We start from the raw sequence: 19,608 nt of genomic DNA, 5'->3' as shown, positions 1-19,608 counted from the left end.
CAGGATGGTTTCCGCAAACTATTGATCGAGGATCGCGAGTGCCTGCTCGAGCAGCCTGTCGTTCGCAGCCGCGATGACCCGGCCATCGGAGTCCGGCGACAGCGGTTGCCCCTGCCAGTCGCGGACGATGCCGCCGGCGCCCTCGACCACCGGAATCAGCGCCATGAAGTCGAACGACTTGAGGGAGGTTTCGACCACGAGATCGCAGTGGCCGGATGCGAGCAGGCCATATTGGTAGCAGTCGCCGCCAAATCGCCGGAACATGGCTTTCTGGCTCAGCGCGTCGTAGCGAGCCCAGTCGCCCGGCGTGAAGAAGTCCGGCGATGACGTGTAGATCTGTGCGTCTTCCAGTCGCGTCGTGCGGCTCACTTTTGCCTGCTTGCCGTTGAAGGTGGTGCCTTGCCGGGTGCCGTACCACCGCTCCGCCAGTGCGGGCATATCGATCATGCCGGCGGCGACCGAGCCGTCTTTCTCGTCGGCGAGCGCGACGAGCGTGCCGAACAGTGGCATGCCGGAGATGAAGCTCTTCGTTCCGTCGATCGGATCGAGATACCAGGTGTAGCGGTCCCCGGCAGTCGATCCCGTCTCCTCGCCGAGGATGCCGTGATCGGGGAAGCGCGCGCCGATCAGTCGCCGCAGCTCCATCTCGATCGCACGATCGGCGACGGTGACCGGCGTCAGATCCTGCTTGCGTTCGAAGTCGACGCTGGAGCGGAAGTGCGTCACGGCGATCCTACCGGCGACGTCGGCAAGTTCGTTGAAGAACGAGGCGAGCTCGCTTGCGGATAATCTGTCTTGAATGTCGTCCAATGATCGCTCCGGGCGGGAGGCGCGCCGGCGTCGCGGGACGCTCGACGCCTTGCCTTAGGATGGGGCGCTACGCCGTCTCGTGGACGGGCTGCTTGTCGATCTCCCAATAGGGGGAGCCGTATCCGTTGCGCGGCGCCACCCGGGCAGCAGGGCTCTTCGGCTGCGGCGAGCGCGCGCTTGCGGCCGGCTGCGGCGGCGCCACCGGCGTCTGGCGAACGTCGCGCGGCGCCACCTTGAAGTGCCGGCTGAAGCAGCGCGAGAAATGCGATACGTTCTTGAAGCCGACCTCGTAGGCGACCTCCGAGACGGTCCGCCGGCCCTTCGGGTCGGCGACCAGGATCTCATACGCCCGCTGCAGCCGCTTGGTCTGAACGAACTGGCTGACCGTGGTCTCGTTGTCGTTGAACAGGCTGTAGAGATAGCTGAGCGAGATGCGGCTCGAAGCCGCGATCTTCTTCGGCGACAGCGACTGGTCGCCGAGATGGCTCTCGATGAAGTCTACGATCCGGCGGCGCAAATGATAACGCGCGTTGCGTACATCGGTTGCCGCGCCGCGATCCTCTGATCCGATCGTCAGCGCGACGAAGCTGATCATTTCGGTCGCTAGCGCCTGGGGGTTCGGCGGCGGCGAGGCGACGAACAGCTCGGCCACGCTGCGGATCATGCCCGCGAGCAGGTGCGTCATCTGTTCGTTCGGCTTGAAGCGCCGGCTGATGTGATCTTCAACCGAGACCAGCCGGCCGCGCAGCTCGGCGGCCGGAATGCGCAGCATCAGGAAGCGCGCGGTCTTGTCAGACGACAATTCGTAGAAGGCGAGCTCGCTGAGCAGGACATATTCGCCGGGACGGGCGATCCCGATGCGGCTGTCCTGGCTGAATGCGACGCATCCGGTCAGGGGAAACACCAGCACATAGGCGGCATCGTGGATGCAGGCGACGCGCTCCCAGTTGCGGGCAAAGGCGTGATCCGGCCCGATCAGCTCGAGATCGAGGCGTCCGATCCGAGTCCGCCAATCCTGCGTGGGACCGGGGTCCTTGTCGTTGCCAGCATGAAGGCCGGTGTGGTCCTCGCAGGAAGCAACAGATGTCAGGCGTGCCATGGCTGGGCCTTTCTCAGGGTTGCGCAACAATGATCTCCGTTCCGGCCGCACGGAGAGCGGTTGCCAGGGCTCCCTCTGGTTGCCGATCGGTAACCAGACGATCGATATCGGTCCAATGCGCGAAGACGGTGAGCGCACGCTGGTCGAACTTGCTGTGATCGGCCACCAGGATGGCCTCCGCGGCGCGCTTGGCCATCGCGCCATAGATGGCGCCGGCCTCGTCGTCGGCATCGTTCGCACCGCGCGCGCTGATGCCGGTCGCGCTCACGATGGCGCGGTTGGCCTCATAGCTGTTGATGTTCGCGATCGTCTGCGTGCCGAACACATAGCCTTCGTTGGGGTGATAGCGGCCGGGACAGCAGAGCACGCGGATCGACGGATTGACGGCCAGCGCGGCCGCGATCGCGTAATCATGGGTGATCACGGTGACATCGTGCGCGCGCGAAGCCAGCCGTCTTGCGATGTGAAACGTGGTAGCGCCGGCGCCGAGCATCAGCACCTCGTTCGGCAGGATGAGGTCGGCGACTACCGCGGCCATCGCCTCGCGCTCGGCGATCATGATCGCCTTGCGATCGGTCAGCGCCGGCTCGAGTGCGAAGGGACGGGACGCCCCGCCATATGTGCGGTTGATAAGCTTCTGCTGTTGAAGCTCCATCAGATCGCGCCGGATGGTCTCGCCGGAGACGCCGAGCACGGCGGCGAGCTCGGAAGCCCGCAGCGTCGGCGCGGCGGTGAGTTGCGAGATGATGTGCTTGTGGCGCGCGAGCTTCGAGAGGCGGTCGCCGTCGGCCTTTCGTGGCCGCTTGTCGGCCGCAGCAGGGGCGTCATCAGTCATTCCGCTGTCTCTCCGGCTGCAAACCTCTCCAGCGTCCGCCTCATGATCGTTCCCCAAGCGATGTTGTGAGTCCACACCAATTATGTGGCATATTCCCCATTTTTTGGGCGCCGCGCTGCCTATGCTCTTCGCAAAGGGATCGCAGTGATCGCATAAGATACTGAAACATATGGAATATGTTTTTGGAATGCGGAGCGCATGCCTGACGTTCTGATGTCTTGTGCCTGCAATCCGCTTTTCAATTGTGGGAATTCGCACATGGATCCAAGGTCGTAGCGGAACGGCTGGGGCATGATCGCTGCAGGGGACGGCTTTGGTCCGCGCAGGCCGCGGGCCAAAGGGAAGGCGGGCGATGCAGCAGGAAAAAGAGATTCTGGCGTTGAACGCCTTCGATCAGGGCCGGGTGTCGTCAATCGACCCGGCGCTCGGCGAGGCGGTGCAACGGCGCCTGCGTTCCTTCGGAAAGGCCTCGGTCCTGTTCTATCAGGAGCCGATCCGGATGGCGCGCGCTGAAGGCGTCTACATGTTCGACGTCGATGGCCGGCGCTATCTCGATCTCTACAACAACGTCCCGTCGGTCGGGCACTCGCATCCGCGCGTCGTCGAAGCGATCAGCCGTCAGGCCGGCCTGCTCAGCACGCACACACGCTATCTCAACGACGTCGTCGATGGCTATGCCGAGCGTCTCCTTGCGACGTTTCCGCGCGGGATCAATCATCTGGTTCTGACTTGCACCGGCAGCGAGGCGAATGACCTGGCGCTGCGGGTTGCGAAAGTGGCGACCGGGCGGACGGGCTTCATCGTTACGGAGACCGCCTACCACGGCAACAGCACAGCCGTGACCGATGTCTCGCCGTCCTCGCGTCCCGGTCAGCCGCTGCCGCCCCACGTGCGCGCCGTTCCCGCACCCGAGATGTATCGCAATCCGGTCGGCGATCCTGGCCAGCGCTTCGCTGAGAGCGTTGCCGCAGCGATCACCGATCTTGAGCGCAGCGGCTTCGGTTTTGCCGCGCTGCTGGTCGACACGATCTTTTCGAGCGACGGTATCTATGCCGACCCTGGCGGCTTCCTGGCACCCACCGTGAAGCTCGTCCACGACCGTCAGGGACTGTTCATCGCCGACGAGGTGCAGCCCGGCTTCGGACGAACCGGGGCGGCGATGTGGGGCTTCGCGCGCCATGGCGTCGTCCCCGACATCGTCACGATGGGCAAGCCCATGGGCAACGGCTTTCCGATGGGCGGCGTCGCCATGCGCGCCGCGCTGCTCGATGGCTTCGCCGCGGAGGTGAAGTACTTCAACACCTTCGGCGGCAACCCGGTGGCCGCGGCCGCAGGCCTTGCCGTGCTCGACGTCATCGAGGACGAGGGCCTGATGCAGAATGCGCTCGAGGCCGGCCGTCAACTGATGGATGGATTGCGTGAGATCGGCAATCGCCACATGACCATCGGAGACGTTCGTGGCGCCGGCCTGTTCATCGGGCTCGAGCTGGTGCGCGACCGCGACAGCAAGGAGCCCGCGGCGGAGCATGCGAGCCTGCTGATCAACCGCCTGCGCCAGCGCGGCATCCTGATCGGTGCTGCGGGTCCCTTCGGCAATACGCTCAAGATTCGTCCGCCGCTGTGCTTCGGCAAGGACCACGCCGACATATTCATCACCGCTTGCGACGAGGAGTTGCGCGAGATCGCGGCGTCCTGACGCGATCGCCGATAGCCCGCGATGTCACCAAAGCCGAAGATTTGATCACCATGGATGCAAGAAGCATAAAAACCGCCGCCGAGGCGAAGGCTCTTGTCGAGGAGCGGGGCTTGTCCCACGTCAAGCTCGGCATCGTCGATCTCGACGGTGTCATTCGCGGAAAATATCTCGCGCGCGACAAGTTCGTCGGTGCGCTTGAGGCGGGCTTCAGCTTCTGCGACATCGTGTTCGGCTGGGACTCCAACGACCAGATGTACGACAATGGTGCGTTCACCGGCTGGCATACGGCCTTTCCCGACGCGACCGCGCGCATCGATCCTTCGACCTGCCGCGATGTGCCGACGGAAGAGAACATGCTGTTCTTCCTCGGCGAGTTCGAGGGCGCCGCGGCCGGGCTGTGTCCGCGCCGGCTGCTGCGCCGCGTCATCGATCGCGCCGAAGCCATGGGGTTCTCGCCGTCCGTGGCCGCGGAGTTCGAGTTCTTCGTGTTCGACGAGACACCGCACAGCGTGCGCGAGAAGGGCTTTCGCGGCCTGAAGAATCTCACGCCGGGCTGGTTCGGCTATTCCATGCTGCGCGCCTCCGTCGAGTCGGAATTTCATCGCTCGCTGCTCAAGCTCTGCAACGAGATGGACATGCCGGTCGAAGGCCTGCACACCGAGACCGGACCCGGCGTGCTGGAGGCCGCGATCCAATACACCGATGCGCTCGCCGCTGCCGACCGCGCCGTGCTGTTCAAGACCTTCTCCAAGGTCTGGGCCGAGCGTCAGGGCAAGATGCTCACCTTCATGGCCAAGTGGTCGAACACCTATCCCGGGCAATCCGGGCATCTGCATCTGTCGCTGCGCGACCGGGACGGCAAGCCGGTCTTTCACCAGGGCGGCAGACCCGGCAACATGTCCGACATCATGCGCTGGTTCGTCGGCGGCCAGCAGGCGCTGCTGCCGGAGCTGCTTGCGATGGTTGCATCGACCGTGAACAGCTACTCGCGCCTGATCCCCGGCTTCTGGGCGCCGACCGACGCGACCTGGGGAATCGAGAACCGGACCTGTGCGTTGCGCGTCATTCCCAGCAAGCCGTCGAGCCAGCGCGTCGAGTACCGCGTCGCCGCCGCCGACATCAATCCGTATCTCGCGATCGCGGCTGCGCTTGGATCGGGCCTCTGGGGAATCGAGCACCGGATCGAACCGGACGAGCCGATCACCGGCAATGCCTATGACCGCAAGCATCCGCCCGAGCGCGCGTTTCCGCGTACACTGTCGGAAGCGGCTTATCGGCTGGTCGCTTCGCAGGCGGCGCGCAACCTGTTCGGCGACGTCTTCGTCGATCACTACGCGATGACGCGGCAGTGGGAGGAGCGCGAGTTTCGCAAGGCCATCACCGACTGGGAGCTCGCGCGCTACTTCGAGATCATCTGAGACCGATCCTGCTTCGAAGACGAGTGACATCACGTGAACGATATCGTCTGCATTTCTCCGGTCGACGGCAACGAGGTTGCGCGGCGGCCCGTCGCAACCGGTGCTGAGGTCGCAGCGGCTCTCGCGCAAGCGCGGAAAGCGCAGCAGGAATGGTCAAGGGTGCCGCTCGCCGAGCGGAAGGCCATGATGCTCGCCTTCCTGCACGAGATGCGGGTGCAGAACGACGAGGTCGTTCCGGAACTCGCGATGCAGATGGGCCGGCCGGTGCGCCATGGCGGCGAACTGCGTAGCCTGGAAGAACGCGTCTGCGCACTGGTCGAGCTCAGCGATGAGGCGCTGGCGCCGATCGTGCCGGCCGAGCGTCCCGGCTTCCGCCGCATGATCAAGCGCGTCCCTGCCGGCATCGTGCTGGTGATCGCGCCCTGGAACTATCCCTATCTCACGGCGGCTAACACCATCGTGCCGGCGCTGCTGGCCGGCAATGCCGTGATCCTGAAGCATGCCGCACAGACCCTGCTGGTCGGCGAGCGCTTCCAGGCGGCACTGGACCGGGTTGGCCTGCCCAGGGGCTTGTTCAGGACGCTCACGCTCGACCATGGCATGACCAGGGAGTTGATCTCATCGCGCTCGGTCGACCACGTGAACTTCACCGGCTCGGTCGCCGGCGGCCGGGCGGTCGAACGGGCAGCAGCCGGGACATTCATCAGCCTTGGGCTGGAGCTCGGCGGAAAGGATCCGGCCTATGTGCGGCCGGACGCCGATTTCGATTTCGCGGTCGAGCAGCTCGTGGACGGCGCCTTCTACAATTCTGGCCAGTGCTGCTGTGGCATCGAGCGGATTTACGTGCATGAGCGCATCTATGACTCCTTTGTCGACGGCTTTGCCGGCCTGACCGCGCGCTACCGGCTCGGCAATCCGCTGTCGCAGGACACAACGCTCGGCCCGATGGCGGCGACACGCTTTGCCGATACCGTCCGCGCCCATATCGGCGAGGCCGTGGCAAAAGGCGCGCGGCCTCTGATCGATCCGGCCCGGTTTCCGGCGGACAGGGTCGGTACGGCCTATCTGATGCCTCAGGTCCTGGTCGGCGTCGATCACTCCATGCAGGTGATGATGGAGGAGAGTTTCGGGCCCGTGGTCGGCCTCATGAAGGTCTCCTCCGATCAGGAGGCGATTGGCCTGATGAACGACAGCCCGTATGGCCTGACTGCATCGGTCTGGACCGAGGACGCCGCCGCAGCGGAACGCATCGGTGACGGTATCGCAACGGGCACCATATTCATGAACCGCTGCGATTATGTCGATCCCGCTTTGGCATGGACCGGCGTCAAGGACACCGGACGTGGTGCCGCCATGTCGCGCCTCGGCTTCGAGGCGCTGACGAGACCCAAATCATTCCACCTTCGCATCGAGCACTGAGAGCAGCACATGGACGTTCAGATCACCGGCGCCTGGAATTTTCCGACGCGCGTCGTCACCGGCGCGGGCCGCATTGCCGAGCTTCCCGAGGCGTGCAGGACCAACGGCCTCACCAGGCCGCTCCTGGTTACCGATCACGGGCTCGCCAAGACCGATCTCATCGCCGGCATCGTCGACCGCGTGCGCGAGTCGGGCATCCCGCTCGCCGTGTTTTCCGACGTGAAGGCCAATCCGACCGAAACCAACCTGACGGCCGGCGTCGAAGCCTTCAAGGCCGGCGGTCATGACGGCGTGATTGCGGTGGGTGGAGGTTCGGCGCTGGATGTCGGAAAATGTGTGGCCTTCATGGTGGCGCAGTCGCGGCCGGTCTGGGATTTCGAGGACGTCGGCGATTGGTGGACGCGCGCCAACACTGAGGGCATCGCGCCGATCATTGCGGTGCCGACGACGGCAGGCACGGGGTCCGAGGTCGGCCGCGCCGGCGTGATCACCCGTGAGGATACCCATGAGAAGAAGATCATTTTCCATCCCATGATGATGCCCAGGATCGCAATTGAGGATCCCGAGCTCGCGGTCGGTCTCTCGCCGCTTCTCACCATGGCAACCGGCATGGATGCGCTGTCGCACTGCTTCGAGGCCTACTGCGTCAAGGCATTTCACCCGCTTGCCGACGGCATCGCGCTGGAAGGGATGAAGATCGTCGACAGCTATCTGCCGCGTGCGGTCGAGAACGGTCGCGATCTCGAAGCGCGCGCCTACATGTTCGCTGCAGCCTCGATGGGAGCCACTGCGTTCCAGAAGGGGTTGGGCGCGATCCACTCGATATCCCATCCGGTCGGCGCCCGATACGATACTCATCACGGGCTGACCAATGGTGTGGTCTTCCCTTATGTCCTGGTCTGCAACAAGGCTGCGATCGCCGACAAGATTCCGCACATTGCCCGCGCGCTCAACCTGCCGGGCCAAGACTTCCATGCCGTGCTGTCCTGGCTGTTGGCCTTCCGCAAGAAGCTCGGCGTGCCGCATACGCTCGCCGAGCTCGGGGTGAAGGAGACCGATGCCGGAACGATCGCGGCGGATGCCGTCAAGGATCCGACGGCGGGTGCCAATCCGCGGCCGTTGACCGAGCCCGAGTTCAAGCAGCTGACGCTGGCCGCCATTCGAGGCGATCTTGGAAGCTGAGCCGTGCTGAGGCTGCTCGTTCTCGAGGGCAATACTCTGGCCGGCCGGCGACGGATCGCCGAGACGGCGGGCGCAATGCCTGCGGAGAGCTATGCGGCGGTCCTGCGGTCGCTTGCACCTCGCGTCGTCGTCGACATCGCGACGCCGGCGGATGCGAGCTTCGCGCTGCCGCAACCGCTCGAAGCTTACCACGGCATCGCGATCACGGGATCGGCCCTCAATATCTACCAGCGGGAGGTCGAAGCGCTGCGGCAGATCGACCTCGTGCGCGAGATCTTCGTTCGCGTCGTGCCAATGTTCGGCTCGTGCTGGGGCTTGCAGCTCGCGACGGTCGCGGCGGGCGGCGAGGTCGGTCTCAACCCGGCGGGACGCGAGGTCGGATTCGCGCGAAGGATTATGCTGACGGCTGAAGGCCGCGCTCATCCCATGCATGCTGGTCGTGCGGCGGTTTTCGACGCGCCGGCCATCCACAGCGATATTGTCACCCGCCTTCCGCAGTCCGCAACCGTCACCGCCTGGAATACCATGTGCGAGGTTCAGGCGGCGGAGATCCGTTTCGGTCGCGGGCTATTCTGGGGCGTGCAGTATCATCCCGAATATCGCCTGCACGACGTCGTCGCCGTCATCCGGCGCTACGGACAGCTCCTGGTTGACGAGGGTTTCTTTGCCGATCTGGACGCGCTCGCGCGTTATGCTGCCGACCTCTCGGCGCTCGACGTGGACGAACGGCGTGGCGATCTCGCCTGGAAATTGGCACTTCACCGCGACATTCTGAGCCATGATTGCCGGCAGACCGAGCTGAGGAACTGGATCGCATCGCTGGAGCAGACATGACCGCATTGCATGACCTCATCGCGCGCTTTGCCAGGATCGGTGCGACCGACGACGGTGGCGTGTGTCGGCTGGCTGGAACGGCGCGCGACAAGGAGGCGAGGGACCTCTTCTTGCACGAGATCGCCGATCGCGGCCTTGTTCCGAGGATCGATGCGATCGGCAATCTGTTTGGCGTGGCGATGCTGGCGCCGGCGTCCACGGACGTCGTCATGACCGGCTCGCACCTCGATTCCCAGCCGACGGGAGGACGATATGACGGGGTCTTCGGCGTGCTCGCCGGGATCCTTGCGGTCGAGGCCGTCAGGGAGCGTTGCCGTGCCAATCCCGGCGCCGCGCGACGCAACCTCGCCGTCGTGAACTGGACCAATGAGGAGGGTGCCCGCTTCCAGCCCAGCCTGACCGGCAGCTCGGTTTTCGCCGGCGCCCTGAGCCTGAAGGAGGCATATACGTGCAGCGACGTAGAGGGCGTCACCCTGGGCGAGGCGCTGTCCGCGATCGGCTATTGCGGGACGACGCCGCTCGAACACAATCCGGTGCGCTATGTCGAGCTGCATGTGGAGCAGGGCGATCGCCTGGAGCAGGCGGCCGCCGACATTGCCGCAGTGTCCGGCGCGTGGATGACGCGCAAGATATCGGTGATGTTCGAAGGCGACTACTCGCACACCGGACCGATGCCGATGGCGCTCCGCCGCGACGCCCTGCGCGCAGCGGCCCGGGCGATCGAGGCGCTGTACCAGGAGATCGCGAGCGAGAGAGCGGGCGCCCATGCCTCCGCGGCGCGCATCAGCGTTTATCCCAACTCGCCGAATGTCGTGGCGGGCCGTGTTCGGGTCTGGTTCGAGATCCGGCATGAGGACGAAGCCGTGGTCTCAGCGATCAGCGACCGCTTTCTGCGGCGAATTGAGCGTGAGTCGGGCGAGATTGGCGTTGGTCTCTCGATCGTAGCCGACGAGAGGCGAGCGGGGACCGTGCTCGATCCCGGCGGCGTGGCACTGGTCCTTTCTGCCGCCGCGGATTTCGGTTTCAAGGCTATGACGCTCAAGACCATTACCGGCCACGACGCGCTGGCGATCCAGAAATCTGTTCCGTCCTCGTTGATCTTCGTCCCGAGCCAGGGCGGGCTCAGTCACAATCCGCTCGAGTTCACGGCGCCCGCGGCCCTCGATAAGGGCTACGCCGTGCTGACCGAGGTGCTGTGGAGAATGGTCACCGCGAAGGCGTGAGGCGTTTCGGGTGCGATGATCCCATGGGCGATGAAGGGACACCACCCGACAAGTTGATTTGCTGGCGGGCCCGGCGGGACTCGAATCTGCAACCAGATGAGCGACGAGCGTCTCTGACACGAACTCCTGACACACCCTCCGGCGTCGTGAACGATTTCGGTGCGCGAACTTGCGCACGAACGAAAAGAGCACGCATCTGGTGCGGTTTCTGGTGCGGTGGCCGCGCTGCGGGCAACCGGGACCCAGTAAGATCTTGATCTTCTTGGTGGGCCCGGCAGGACTCGAACCTGCAACCAGACCGTTATGAGCGCAGCGAACATCCGGAATATCTGAGCATTTTCAACAAAGCTCGCGCATTCTTGCGCACGTTCGTGCGCGTTTGTTCACGGGGTTTCTGTGGGATTTCTGGTGGGCGGCTTTTCTTTCCTTGCGGCTGCGGCCCATTTGATCATGTTGGCTTTCGGGTGGAGACCGGAAGTCATGCGCCGTCGACAGAAACGACGCGATTGACCAAATTCGGACCTATCGAAATCGAAAAAGCACTTAACTTGGATGGGACTGAAGGGCTGAGACGGGCGCCACTGCGGCCTTAACTACGGAAGTCCTTTTGTCGCCGTAAAGGGATTGAACCCCCGTTCTGCAAGAGCAGCCCACGAAGCTGCGCCAAGATGTGGCAATCGGAAATAGAGCCGTGGCTTGGCCGGATCGGTATCCAACATGAACCCAGTCGGTAGCCCTCGGACACTTGTGGCATAGAATCCGGCATCCGGCGACCTCTGGGATTCGATGACAGCGACCAACGATTTTGCCTCTCCAGTCCTGCCGAGCAATTCCAGCAAGAGAGCCATTTGGCCGGTCCCTTCGGTCCACACACCATCTCGGTCTTCACCGTAAGAAAAGCCCTTGTCGACGCTCATTCGCTGTTCGGCGGTAGTAATTGCCGATGCAAATTTCTTGGCCGCTCCGGCGAGTGCCATTAAGGGCCAGACTTGAGCATCAAGTGCCAAAATCGGATTGCGCGTGACGCCGTCTTCGGCGGTGCCTGCTGCGAAACAGGCGCATGCCGGATCCCACATCGCATTTACGAAGTGCTCAGCAGCTGTTGCCATATCACGCCAGCGCGAATCGCCCGTGCGGGTTGCAAGAAGGCCAAACGCGGCGGCGAGGTCAGTATTGTGTTCGGTCGATTTCCATGTCCGTACGTCGGGCGTCGGTTCGTGCCCAAAAGTACCGCCCGTGAAACCGCCAGTACCGCGCGTGTCGGCCCATTGCGCGACCCAGGTGGCAAGCCGTGCCGCACCATCGCGGAACCGAGAGCTGGCACTCACATCGTCAATCGATAGCAAAGCCAACATTGCCCATGCAACGTTGCCATTATCGCTGCCCACCTGATATCGATCTTCTAACCACTTGTTCTGAGTATTGTCCCACCAACCCGGAAGTTTGGCGAAGCCACTCGCCACCACACCCGCGGCGTAAGCGTTCCGGAGCCGTCCATCATGCCAGGTCCGGTCGTTATCGATGGCCCAGAGAATCGCCCCGCCGATCCGAGATGCTTTGTCTCGCTCACCGCAACCGACCAATGCGATGGCGGCCACCGCATTGTCATAAAGGTATGCGGCGCCATGGAGAGGCCCCGATTCCACGGTCGGATAGCTGGGCAAGAACAACGGCCCTGGCGGTGCCTTGTCGATTAGACCAGCGAGGTAACCGCATGCAGACGCTTCTGGTGTTGCTAAAGCCCGTAGTGGAGTGGCGGCAATAATGATTATGAAAGTCGTGACGATCCATACGGAGGTTTCTATTCGGGCCACTTGCTGTTCTCCGGGTGGACGATGATCCTATATACCCATCGGCGATATCTGGAAGTGGCCCATCTTGGACCTGCGAACGTCGCCAGCCAATGTCCGATTGTCGCGCAGAAGCAGACGTCGTAGCAGCCGACTTTCCTGTTGAATGACGTACGAGCACGCCGTCTCAGACGGCCAACCATATGATCGTCATTTGCGCGAATCCGTCCGCGTTCGACGACATTCGTTCGACTTCGTCGTAGAATATCTGTGGGGAAAATCACCGGCAAAGCGGCACGCAGTTCGGTAAGTGTTTGATCTGGCAGTGGTGGGCCCGGCAGGACTCGAACCTGCAACCAGACCGTTATGAGCGGCCGGCTCTAACCATTGAGCTACAGGCCCCGCCGCCTTGCGGGCCGCGGGGCGCGGCCGGCAACGGTGCGGGCTCCGTTTACAGGGTGACCGCGGTTTCGGCAATGCCGCCCCGCATCCCTGTGCCATCGCTGCCGGGCCAGCCACGTCTTGCGGCTGGCATCGCTGGAACAGCGGCCGGCAGCCATCTTGCCTGGCCCTCAGTCTCCCTGGCGACCGGCGCTTCAATCCACCGAGACGCCGGCGAACTCAACGACTTTGCGCCATTTCTCGGTCTCGTCGGCCACCAGCTTGCCGAATTCGGCCGGGGCCATCGGCTTCGGGATGCCGCCGACTTCGGCGAGGCGCGCCACGAGCTTGGGATCCTTCAGCGCTTCACCCACCGCCTTGTTGAGGGCATCGACGATCTCCGGCGGGGTGCCCTTCGGCGCCGAGATGCCGTAGAAGCCGACCGCCTCGAAGCCCGGCACGGTCTCGGCGATCGCCGGCACGTCGGGCACGCCCGCCCAGCGCTGCGGCGAGGTGACGCCGAGCGCGCGGACGCTGCCGCCGCGGGCCTGCTCCAGCGCCGACGGCAGATTGTCGAAGATCAGCTGCACCTTGTTGGAGATGATGTCGGGGAAGGCGATCGCGGATCCCCGATACGGCACATGCAGCATGTCGCACTTGGTCATCGCCTTGAACAGCTCGGCCGACATATGCACCGAGGTGCCGTTGCCCGAAGAGGCATAGGAGATCTTGCCGGGATTGGCCTTGCAGTAGTCGATGAACTCCTGGACGGTCTTCACCGGCATCGCGTTCGAGACCACCAGCATGTTGGTGAGCTGCATGATGCTCGCGACCGGGGTGGTGTCGCGCAGGAAATCGAACGGCAGCTTTTTGTAGAGCGAGGTCGAGATCGCGTTGTTGGGCGCGACGAACAATAGCGTATAGCCGTCAGCCGGCGAGTTGATCGCAGCGGCGGCGGCGATGTTGCCGCCCGATCCGGTGCGGTTCTCGACGATGAATTGCTGGCCGAAGTGATCCGACAGCCACTGGCTCATGATGCGGGCGACGATGTCGACCGGGCCGCCGGCGGCAAACCCGATCACCCAGCGCACCGGGCGGTTCGGATAGTCGGATGCGGATGAGGGGGCAATCGAGGCGAGGCAGCAAATCAAACCAAGCAAGGCAGCACGCGCGAACCGGATCATCGTCTCTCCCGTCATTTTCTTGTGACTGTTGCCGGTATGGTTTCACAAAACGCTGGCTTTGCCTACGACGTCGCCCGTGCGACGATAGTCGGGTTCGTGTGGAATGCTTGAGGCTCGGGATGAAATTCGCTGTTATGGTGTGCGCCGGCGCGCTGCTGCTCGCGGGCGGGGCGGCGGCGCAGGAGGGGAGCAAGACCATTTCCAAAACCACGATCAGTTTCGCCACGGCGACGCCGGGCGGCGGCTTTCCGCTGTATGGCAATGCCTTCGCCGAGGTGATGAATGCGGCCGACCCGACGCTGTCGATCGAGCCGCGCAACACCAAGGGCTCCAATGAGAACATCCCGCTGCTCGAGGCCGGCAACATCGATATCGCAACCGTCGCCGGCGAGCCGTCCTATGAAGCCTTCATGGGCATCGGCCGGCCGAAGGCCACGAAGCTCAAGATCCTCACCGCGATGTATTCGAGTCCCGGCATGTTCGTGGTGCGGGCGGACAGCCCCTACAAGACGATCCAGGATCTGGTCGGCCAGCCCGTCGCGTTCGGCGCCAAGGGTTCCGGCCTGCCGATCCTGTCGCGCTACATCCTCGACGGCATCGGGCTGAAGCAGGACGAGGACTTCAAGTCGATCTATCTCGATCGCGCCGGCGACGGGCCCGCGATGGTCGAGGACGGCCGCGCCGCGGCTCTGTGGGGGGCCGGCATCGGCTGGCCCGGCTTCACCAAGATGGCCGAGAGCGCCACCGGCGCGCGCTTCATCGCGCCGACCACGGACGAGATCGCCCGCATCCGCGCCAAGCACACTTTCCTCAAGCCGCTGACGATCCCCGCCGGCAGCTATCCGAAGCAGACCGCAGCAATCGCTTCGGTCGGCTCCTGGAGCTACATCCTGGTGCGCGAGACCTTGCCCGACGATGTCGCCTATCGGCTGGCGAAGACGTTGCACGGCGTCGAGGCGACCTTCTGCACGAAGCTCGCCCAGGCGTGCGAGACCACGGCGGCGAACACCGTCGCCGCCGCGCCTGATATCAACCTGATCCACCCCGGCGTGCTCAGATATTTCCGCGAGATCGGGGTAGCGAAGTGACCTCTGCATGGACGCGTCATCGCGTCCATGCAGAGGTCATTCCGGGGCGATGCGTCAGCATCGAACCCGGAATCTCGAGATTCCCCGGTGCGCAATTGCGCACCTGCGGTCTGGTGCTTGCGCACCATCCCGGAGTGACGACCTTCGGTCGTCACTTCTTCGCCATCGCGCAGGCCGGGTCTGGCGGGCCGAACGCGTCCTCGCCGGAGATCTTGGCCAGGATATTGTAATAGTCCCACGGATATTTCGACTCGGCCGGGGTCTTGACCTGCACCAGCCAGAGGTCGTGCACCATCAGATTGTCCTCGCGCAGCTTGCCGTTGCGGGCGAAGAAATCCTCGATGGGCTTCTCGCGCATCTTGGCCGCGACCTTCAGCGGATCGTCGGTGCCGGCATCCTTGATCGCGTTCAGATAGGCGGTCACCGAGGAGTAGACGCCGGCCTGCCACATCGTCGGCATCCGGTTCATCTTGGCGAAATAGCGCTTCGACCACTCGCGGGTCTTGTCGTCCATGTCCCAGTAGAACGAGGTGGTCAGCAGCAGGCCCTGCGCGGCCGACAGCCCGATCGAGTGGATGTCGGTGATCAGCGCCAGCAGCGCCGCCATCTGCTGCCCGCCGGCGAAGACGCCGAACTCGGCGGCGGTCTTGATCTCGTTGGTGTTGTTGGGCGGTCCGCCGGCAATGCCGATGATCTTGGCCTTCGAGGCCTGCGCCTGCAGGATGAAGGACGACAGATCGGGCGTCGCAAACGGCGGCCGCACCGCGCCGAGCACCTTGCCGCCGTTCTTGGTCACGATCGCGGAGGCGTCCTTCTCCAGCGAGTGGCCGAACGCATAATCGTCGGTGATGAAGAACCAGCTGTCGCCGCCGCGCTTCACCACCTCCTGCGCGGTGCCGACCGCGAGCGCCCTGGTGTCGAACACCCACTGGATCGCATAGGGCGAGCAGAACTTGCCGTGGAAATCGGTCGCGCCGGTCGAGTGCGTGATGAACAGCTTCTTCTTTTCGTTCGCGATGTTCTGCACCGCGAGCCCGACCGCCGAGACCGGCACGTCGACGATGAGGTCGACCTGATCGACGTCATACCAGCGTCGCGCGATGGTCGCGCCGATATCCGGCTTGAGCTGGTGATCGCCGACGATCACCGAGATTGGCTTGCCGAGCACCTTGCCGCCGAAATCGTCGATGGCCATCTGCGCCGCGGTGACCGAGCCCTGGCCGGTCGGCGTCGAGGCGGGGCCGTTCATGTCGGTCAGCACGCCGATCTTGACGATGTCGTCGGATACCTGCGCCGATACGGTCGGGGAGGCCAGCAGCGCGGCTGCGAGCGTCCCGAACATGGCTAGTCTGGTGGCCTTCATTCTGTCTCCCTCCTGAATTGGCGCATTGGCCATTATTGGTTGTGCCGGGCCTTCGGGGACCCGGTCATATTGGTTTCTTTTGCAACTATATTGGGGGCCGCGTCAACGCGCCATCGGTCTAATGACGCCGCCCCGGTGCAGCGAGAGGCAGTTTCTTTCGGGGCCGATTCAGTCCATAGCGGGCCATGGTCACCGCCCAGCGCCTTCCGCCTTCGCTCACCCCGCTCGATGCGGCACTGGCTGCCGTGCTGCGCGACGTCGGGCCGGTCCAGCCGATTGCGTTGCCGCCGGCCGACGCCTTGCGCTGCATTGCAGCCGAGATGCCGGCCTTGCGCGCCTACCCGCCGCACGATGTCGCGGTCAGCGACGGGTGGGCGATGCGCGCCAATGACCTGGTCGGCGCGTCGTCCTATGCGCCGTTGCCGCTGGCCGAACCTCCGGTCTGGGTGGCGGCAGGCGCCGCGATGCCTGAAGGCACCGACTGCGTGGTTGATGCCGATGCCGTCGATACCTCCGGTCCGCTTCCGCAGGTGCTCGCCGAAGCAATCCCGGGACAGGGCGTCAGGCGTGCCGGCAGCGACATCGCCGTTGGGCGCACCGTGATCGCAGCAGGGGAGCCGCTGCTGCCGCGCGGCCTGCTGCTCGCGCGCGCGGCCGGACTGCAGGTGTTGCGTGTGCGACGGCCGCGGCTTCGCATCGTCAACGTCGCCAATGGTGAGCTGACCGCACAATTGATCGCCGACACCGCGCGCCTTGCGGGCACTGAGGTCGTCGGCATCGAGGCGGCACCCGATGTGGCGGCGATTGCAAACGCACTCGATACCGACGGTTGCGATTTGATCATCACGATCGGGGGCACCGGTGTTGGTCACACCGACGCGACAGTGAATGCACTGGCATCGCGCGGCACGCTGATCGCGCACGGCATCGCGCTGGAGCCCGGGCGCACCACGGCGATCGGACGGATCCATACAACGCCGCTCGTCGCCTTGCCGGGCGCGCCGGATCAGGCTTTCGCGGCCTGGTGGGCGATTGCGCTTCCCCTGCTCGACCGCCTGTCGGGTCGGCGCTCGCGCAAAACGCTGGCGCTGCCGCTGGAACGCAAGATCGCCTCCGGCGTCGGTGTTGCCGAGGTCGTGCTGCTGATACGCGAGCAAGGTTCCTGGGCGGCGCTTGCGACCGGCGACCTGTCGCTCGATGCCATCGCGCGCGCCGAAGCCCTGCTGATCGTGCCTGGCGCCGCAGAGGGCTTCGCTGCGGGCACGGTGGTCGATGCCTATATATTGCGGGAGTGAGTTCCCGAGATGACCAACAGTTTCACGCCGAAACCCAATCCGTCCGTCGAGCAGGACCAGTTCCTGACCATCCTGTCGCGCGAGGAGGCGCTCGCACGCTTCGAGGCGGCGCTGTTCCCGCGCCAATTGCCGTCGGAGAGGCGGCTGCTCGCCGATGCGCTCGGCCGTGCGCTGGCGGAGGACGTGGTGGCGCCGATCGACGTGCCGCCGTTCGATCGCTCCAATGTCGACGGCTTTGCCGTGCGCTCGGCCGATCTGGCGCGCGCCGGCGAGGCCGCGCCGGTGCAACTCGCGCTGAACAACGAGACGATTTCGTGCGGGACTGCGCCCACCCTGCCAGTGCTCCCGGGTACTGCAACTGCGATTGCGACCGGCGGTCCGGTGCCGCGCGGCGCGGATGCCATCGTGATGGTCGAGCACACCCAGCCCGCCGGCCACGGCACCATCGAGGTCCGGCGTGCGGCGTCGCCCGGCCAGTTCGTGTCCTATGCCGGCTCCGACATCGCGCGCGGCGAGGCGCTGCTGCGCGCGGGAACGATGATCGGGTCGCGCGAGATCGGCATGCTCGCGGCCTGCGGCATCGCCGAGGTTGCGGTGACGCGCCGTTCGCGCGTCGCAATCCTCTCGACCGGCGACGAACTGGTGCAGCCGGGTGAGACGCTGCGGCCGGCCGCGATCTACGACACCAATGGTGCGATCGTCACCGCGGCGATTGCCGAGAATGGCGGCGACGCGGCGTTCCTCGGCGCGATCGCCGACAACGAGGCAATGCTCGAGGCCGCGATGCGCAAGGCGCTGGCGGACAGCGACATGCTGGTGCTGTCGGGCGGCACCTCCAAGGGCGCGGGCGACGTCTCGCACCGGATCATCGCTCGCCTCGGCAAGCCCGGCATCATCGCGCATGGCGTGGCACTGAAACCGGGCAAGCCGCTGTGCCTTGCGGTGTGCGACGGCAAGCCGCTGGTCATCCTGCCGGGCTTTCCGACCTCGGCGATGTTCACCTTCCACGACATGATCGTGCCGACGCTGCGGCGGATGGCCGGGCTGCCGCCGCGCTCGGATGCCAAGGTGGCGGCGAAGGTGCCGGTGCGCATCGCCTCCGAGCTCGGGCGCACCGAGTTCGTGATGGTGTCGCTGGTCGAGGGCGCCGACGGCCTGATCGCCTATCCGAGCGGCAAGGGCTCGGGCGCGATCACCTCGTTCGCGCAGGCCGACGGCTTCCTGAAGATCGAGGCGCTGGCCGACCAGCTGCCGGCCGGCAGCGAGGCTGAGATGACGCTGTTCACGCCGCATGTGCGGGTGCCCGATCTCGTCATCGTCGGCAGCCATTGCACCGGGCTCGATCTCGTCACGGCGCCGCTGGCGCATGCCGGGCTTGTAGTGCGTTCGATCGCGGTCGGCAGCCTCGGCGGGCTCGCTGCCGCCAAGCGCGGCGAATGCGATCTCGCTCCGATCCATCTGTTCGACGACAAGACCGAGACCTACAACACGTCGTATCTGGCCGACGGGCTCGAGCTGGTGCCGGGCTGGCGGCGCATGCAGGGTATCGTGTTTCGCAAGGACGACACGCGCTTTGCCGGCTTGAGCGCAGAGCAGGCGGTGCGCGCCGCGCTCGCCGATCCCGCCTGCATCATGGTCAACCGCAACCAGGGAGCCGGCACCCGCATCCTGATCGATCGCTTGCTGGCGGGCAGCCGGCCCGACGGCTACTGGAATCAGCCGCGCTCGCACAATGCGGTTGCGGCCGCGGTGGCGCAGCACCGCGCCGACTGGGGCATGACCATCGCGCCGGTCGCGGCAGCCTCCGGGCTCGGTTTCATTCCGCTTGCCGAAGAGCATTACGATTTCGCGCTGGTCACGGCGCGCAAGCAGCGACCGGCAGTGCAGGCCTTTCTCGATGCGCTGGCGTCGGATGAAGGGCGGGCTGCATTGACGAAGGCGGGGTTCAGGCCGGCGTAGCGTGAGTGTTGGCGTGTGCATGGCGCGCGCGA

At 64.9% G+C, this 19,608-nt stretch carries 15 protein-coding genes and 1 tRNA gene; 9 read left to right on the top strand and 7 right to left on the bottom strand.

The window, feature by feature from the left end; genetic code table 11:
• Window positions 1–18: 18 nt before the first annotated feature.
• The 3 genes from ACVWYP_RS35945 to ACVWYP_RS35935 form a co-directional block, all read right to left on the bottom strand.
• Complete coding sequence (locus ACVWYP_RS35945) at window positions 19–810, bottom strand: inositol monophosphatase family protein (protein ID WP_304496629.1); 792 nt, start codon at window positions 808–810, stop codon at window positions 19–21.
• A gap of 67 nt (window positions 811–877) precedes the next feature.
• Entirely contained in the window at window positions 878–1,909 is a 1,032-nt protein-coding gene (locus tag ACVWYP_RS35940) for a helix-turn-helix domain-containing protein (protein ID WP_028341166.1), read from the bottom strand.
• A 13-nt stretch (window positions 1,910–1,922) separates the two neighbouring features.
• The gene (locus ACVWYP_RS35935) at window positions 1,923–2,744 is read right to left on the bottom strand and encodes a DeoR/GlpR family DNA-binding transcription regulator (RefSeq protein WP_304496628.1); all 822 of its coding nucleotides are present in this window, start codon (window positions 2,742–2,744) and stop codon (window positions 1,923–1,925) included.
• A 352-nt stretch (window positions 2,745–3,096) separates the two neighbouring features.
• Between ACVWYP_RS35935 and ACVWYP_RS35930 the strand changes: the two genes are divergently transcribed.
• The 6 genes from ACVWYP_RS35930 (at window position 3,097) to ACVWYP_RS35905 (ending at window position 10,516) form a co-directional block, all read left to right on the top strand.
• On the top strand, window positions 3,097–4,440 hold the full coding sequence (locus ACVWYP_RS35930; protein ID WP_304496627.1) for an aspartate aminotransferase family protein: 1,344 nt from the start codon (window positions 3,097–3,099) through the stop codon (window positions 4,438–4,440).
• Between the two features lie 110 nt (window positions 4,441–4,550).
• The gene (locus ACVWYP_RS35925; protein WP_304496626.1) at window positions 4,551–5,858 is read left to right on the top strand and encodes a glutamine synthetase family protein; all 1,308 of its coding nucleotides are present in this window, start codon (window positions 4,551–4,553) and stop codon (window positions 5,856–5,858) included.
• A gap of 33 nt (window positions 5,859–5,891) precedes the next feature.
• On the top strand, window positions 5,892–7,277 hold the full coding sequence (locus ACVWYP_RS35920) for an aldehyde dehydrogenase family protein (RefSeq protein WP_304496625.1): 1,386 nt from the start codon (window positions 5,892–5,894) through the stop codon (window positions 7,275–7,277).
• 9 nt (window positions 7,278–7,286) lie between these two features.
• Complete coding sequence (locus ACVWYP_RS35915; protein ID WP_304496624.1) at window positions 7,287–8,459, top strand: iron-containing alcohol dehydrogenase; 1,173 nt, start codon at window positions 7,287–7,289, stop codon at window positions 8,457–8,459.
• Window positions 8,460–8,462: 3 nt separating this feature from the next.
• Window positions 8,463–9,293, top strand: a complete 831-nt coding sequence (locus tag ACVWYP_RS35910; protein ID WP_304496623.1) for a type 1 glutamine amidotransferase — start codon at window positions 8,463–8,465, stop codon at window positions 9,291–9,293.
• A complete protein-coding gene (locus tag ACVWYP_RS35905; protein ID WP_304496622.1) occupies window positions 9,290–10,516 on the top strand; it encodes a Zn-dependent hydrolase in 1,227 nt (408 codons plus the stop codon). Before ACVWYP_RS35910 ends, ACVWYP_RS35905 begins: the two co-directional genes overlap by 4 nt.
• Window positions 10,517–11,109: 593 nt before the next feature.
• Here the strand turns inward: ACVWYP_RS35905 and ACVWYP_RS35900 are convergent.
• From ACVWYP_RS35900 to ACVWYP_RS35890, 3 genes are all read right to left on the bottom strand, one after another.
• Entirely contained in the window at window positions 11,110–12,330 is a 1,221-nt protein-coding gene (locus ACVWYP_RS35900; protein WP_304496621.1) for a hypothetical protein, read from the bottom strand.
• 302 nt (window positions 12,331–12,632) lie between these two features.
• A tRNA-Ile gene (locus ACVWYP_RS35895) sits at window positions 12,633–12,708 on the bottom strand.
• 194 nt (window positions 12,709–12,902) lie between these two features.
• The gene (locus tag ACVWYP_RS35890) at window positions 12,903–13,871 is read right to left on the bottom strand and encodes a Bug family tripartite tricarboxylate transporter substrate binding protein (RefSeq protein WP_304496571.1); all 969 of its coding nucleotides are present in this window, start codon (window positions 13,869–13,871) and stop codon (window positions 12,903–12,905) included.
• Window positions 13,872–13,990: 119 nt separating this feature from the next.
• Between ACVWYP_RS35890 and ACVWYP_RS35885 the strand changes: the two genes are divergently transcribed.
• Entirely contained in the window at window positions 13,991–14,959 is a 969-nt protein-coding gene (locus ACVWYP_RS35885) for a TAXI family TRAP transporter solute-binding subunit (RefSeq protein ID WP_304496570.1), read from the top strand.
• A 151-nt stretch (window positions 14,960–15,110) separates the two neighbouring features.
• On the opposite strand, the gene ACVWYP_RS35880 is transcribed toward ACVWYP_RS35885, so the two are convergent.
• The gene (locus ACVWYP_RS35880) at window positions 15,111–16,322 is read right to left on the bottom strand and encodes an ABC transporter substrate-binding protein (RefSeq protein WP_439711113.1); all 1,212 of its coding nucleotides are present in this window, start codon (window positions 16,320–16,322) and stop codon (window positions 15,111–15,113) included.
• Between the two features lie 185 nt (window positions 16,323–16,507).
• Here ACVWYP_RS35880 and ACVWYP_RS35875 point away from each other — a divergent pair, with 185 nt between their 5' ends.
• Both ACVWYP_RS35875 and ACVWYP_RS35870 read left to right on the top strand, forming a co-directional pair.
• Window positions 16,508–17,617 carry a molybdopterin-binding protein gene (locus ACVWYP_RS35875; RefSeq protein WP_304496569.1) on the top strand — a complete coding sequence of 370 codons (1,110 nt, stop codon included), beginning with the start codon at window positions 16,508–16,510 and terminating at the stop codon, window positions 17,615–17,617.
• A gap of 9 nt (window positions 17,618–17,626) precedes the next feature.
• A complete protein-coding gene (locus ACVWYP_RS35870) occupies window positions 17,627–19,576 on the top strand; it encodes a molybdopterin biosynthesis protein (protein ID WP_304496568.1) in 1,950 nt (649 codons plus the stop codon).
• Window positions 19,577–19,608 lie beyond the last annotated feature (32 nt).

This window comes from Bradyrhizobium sp. USDA 3262 (genome assembly GCF_054060035.1).
This window is presented reverse-complemented; position numbering and strand designations above follow the sequence as displayed.

Coding starts and splice junctions, on each gene's coding strand:
- ACVWYP_RS35940 (WP_028341166.1), bottom strand. CDS start 1,909: ATGGCACGCCTGACATCTGTTGCTTCCTGCGAGGACCACACCGGCCTT.
- ACVWYP_RS35905 (WP_304496622.1), top strand. CDS start 9,290: ATGACCGCATTGCATGACCTCATCGCGCGCTTTGCCAGGATCGGTGCG.
- ACVWYP_RS35935 (WP_304496628.1), bottom strand. CDS start 2,744: ATGACTGATGACGCCCCTGCTGCGGCCGACAAGCGGCCACGAAAGGCC.
- ACVWYP_RS35885 (WP_304496570.1), top strand. CDS start 13,991: ATGAAATTCGCTGTTATGGTGTGCGCCGGCGCGCTGCTGCTCGCGGGC.
- ACVWYP_RS35880 (WP_439711113.1), bottom strand. CDS start 16,322: ATGAAGGCCACCAGACTAGCCATGTTCGGGACGCTCGCAGCCGCGCTG.
- ACVWYP_RS35875 (WP_304496569.1), top strand. CDS start 16,508: ATGGTCACCGCCCAGCGCCTTCCGCCTTCGCTCACCCCGCTCGATGCG.
- ACVWYP_RS35870 (WP_304496568.1), top strand. CDS start 17,627: ATGACCAACAGTTTCACGCCGAAACCCAATCCGTCCGTCGAGCAGGAC.
- ACVWYP_RS35915 (WP_304496624.1), top strand. CDS start 7,287: ATGGACGTTCAGATCACCGGCGCCTGGAATTTTCCGACGCGCGTCGTC.
- ACVWYP_RS35930 (WP_304496627.1), top strand. CDS start 3,097: ATGCAGCAGGAAAAAGAGATTCTGGCGTTGAACGCCTTCGATCAGGGC.
- ACVWYP_RS35890 (WP_304496571.1), bottom strand. CDS start 13,871: ATGATCCGGTTCGCGCGTGCTGCCTTGCTTGGTTTGATTTGCTGCCTC.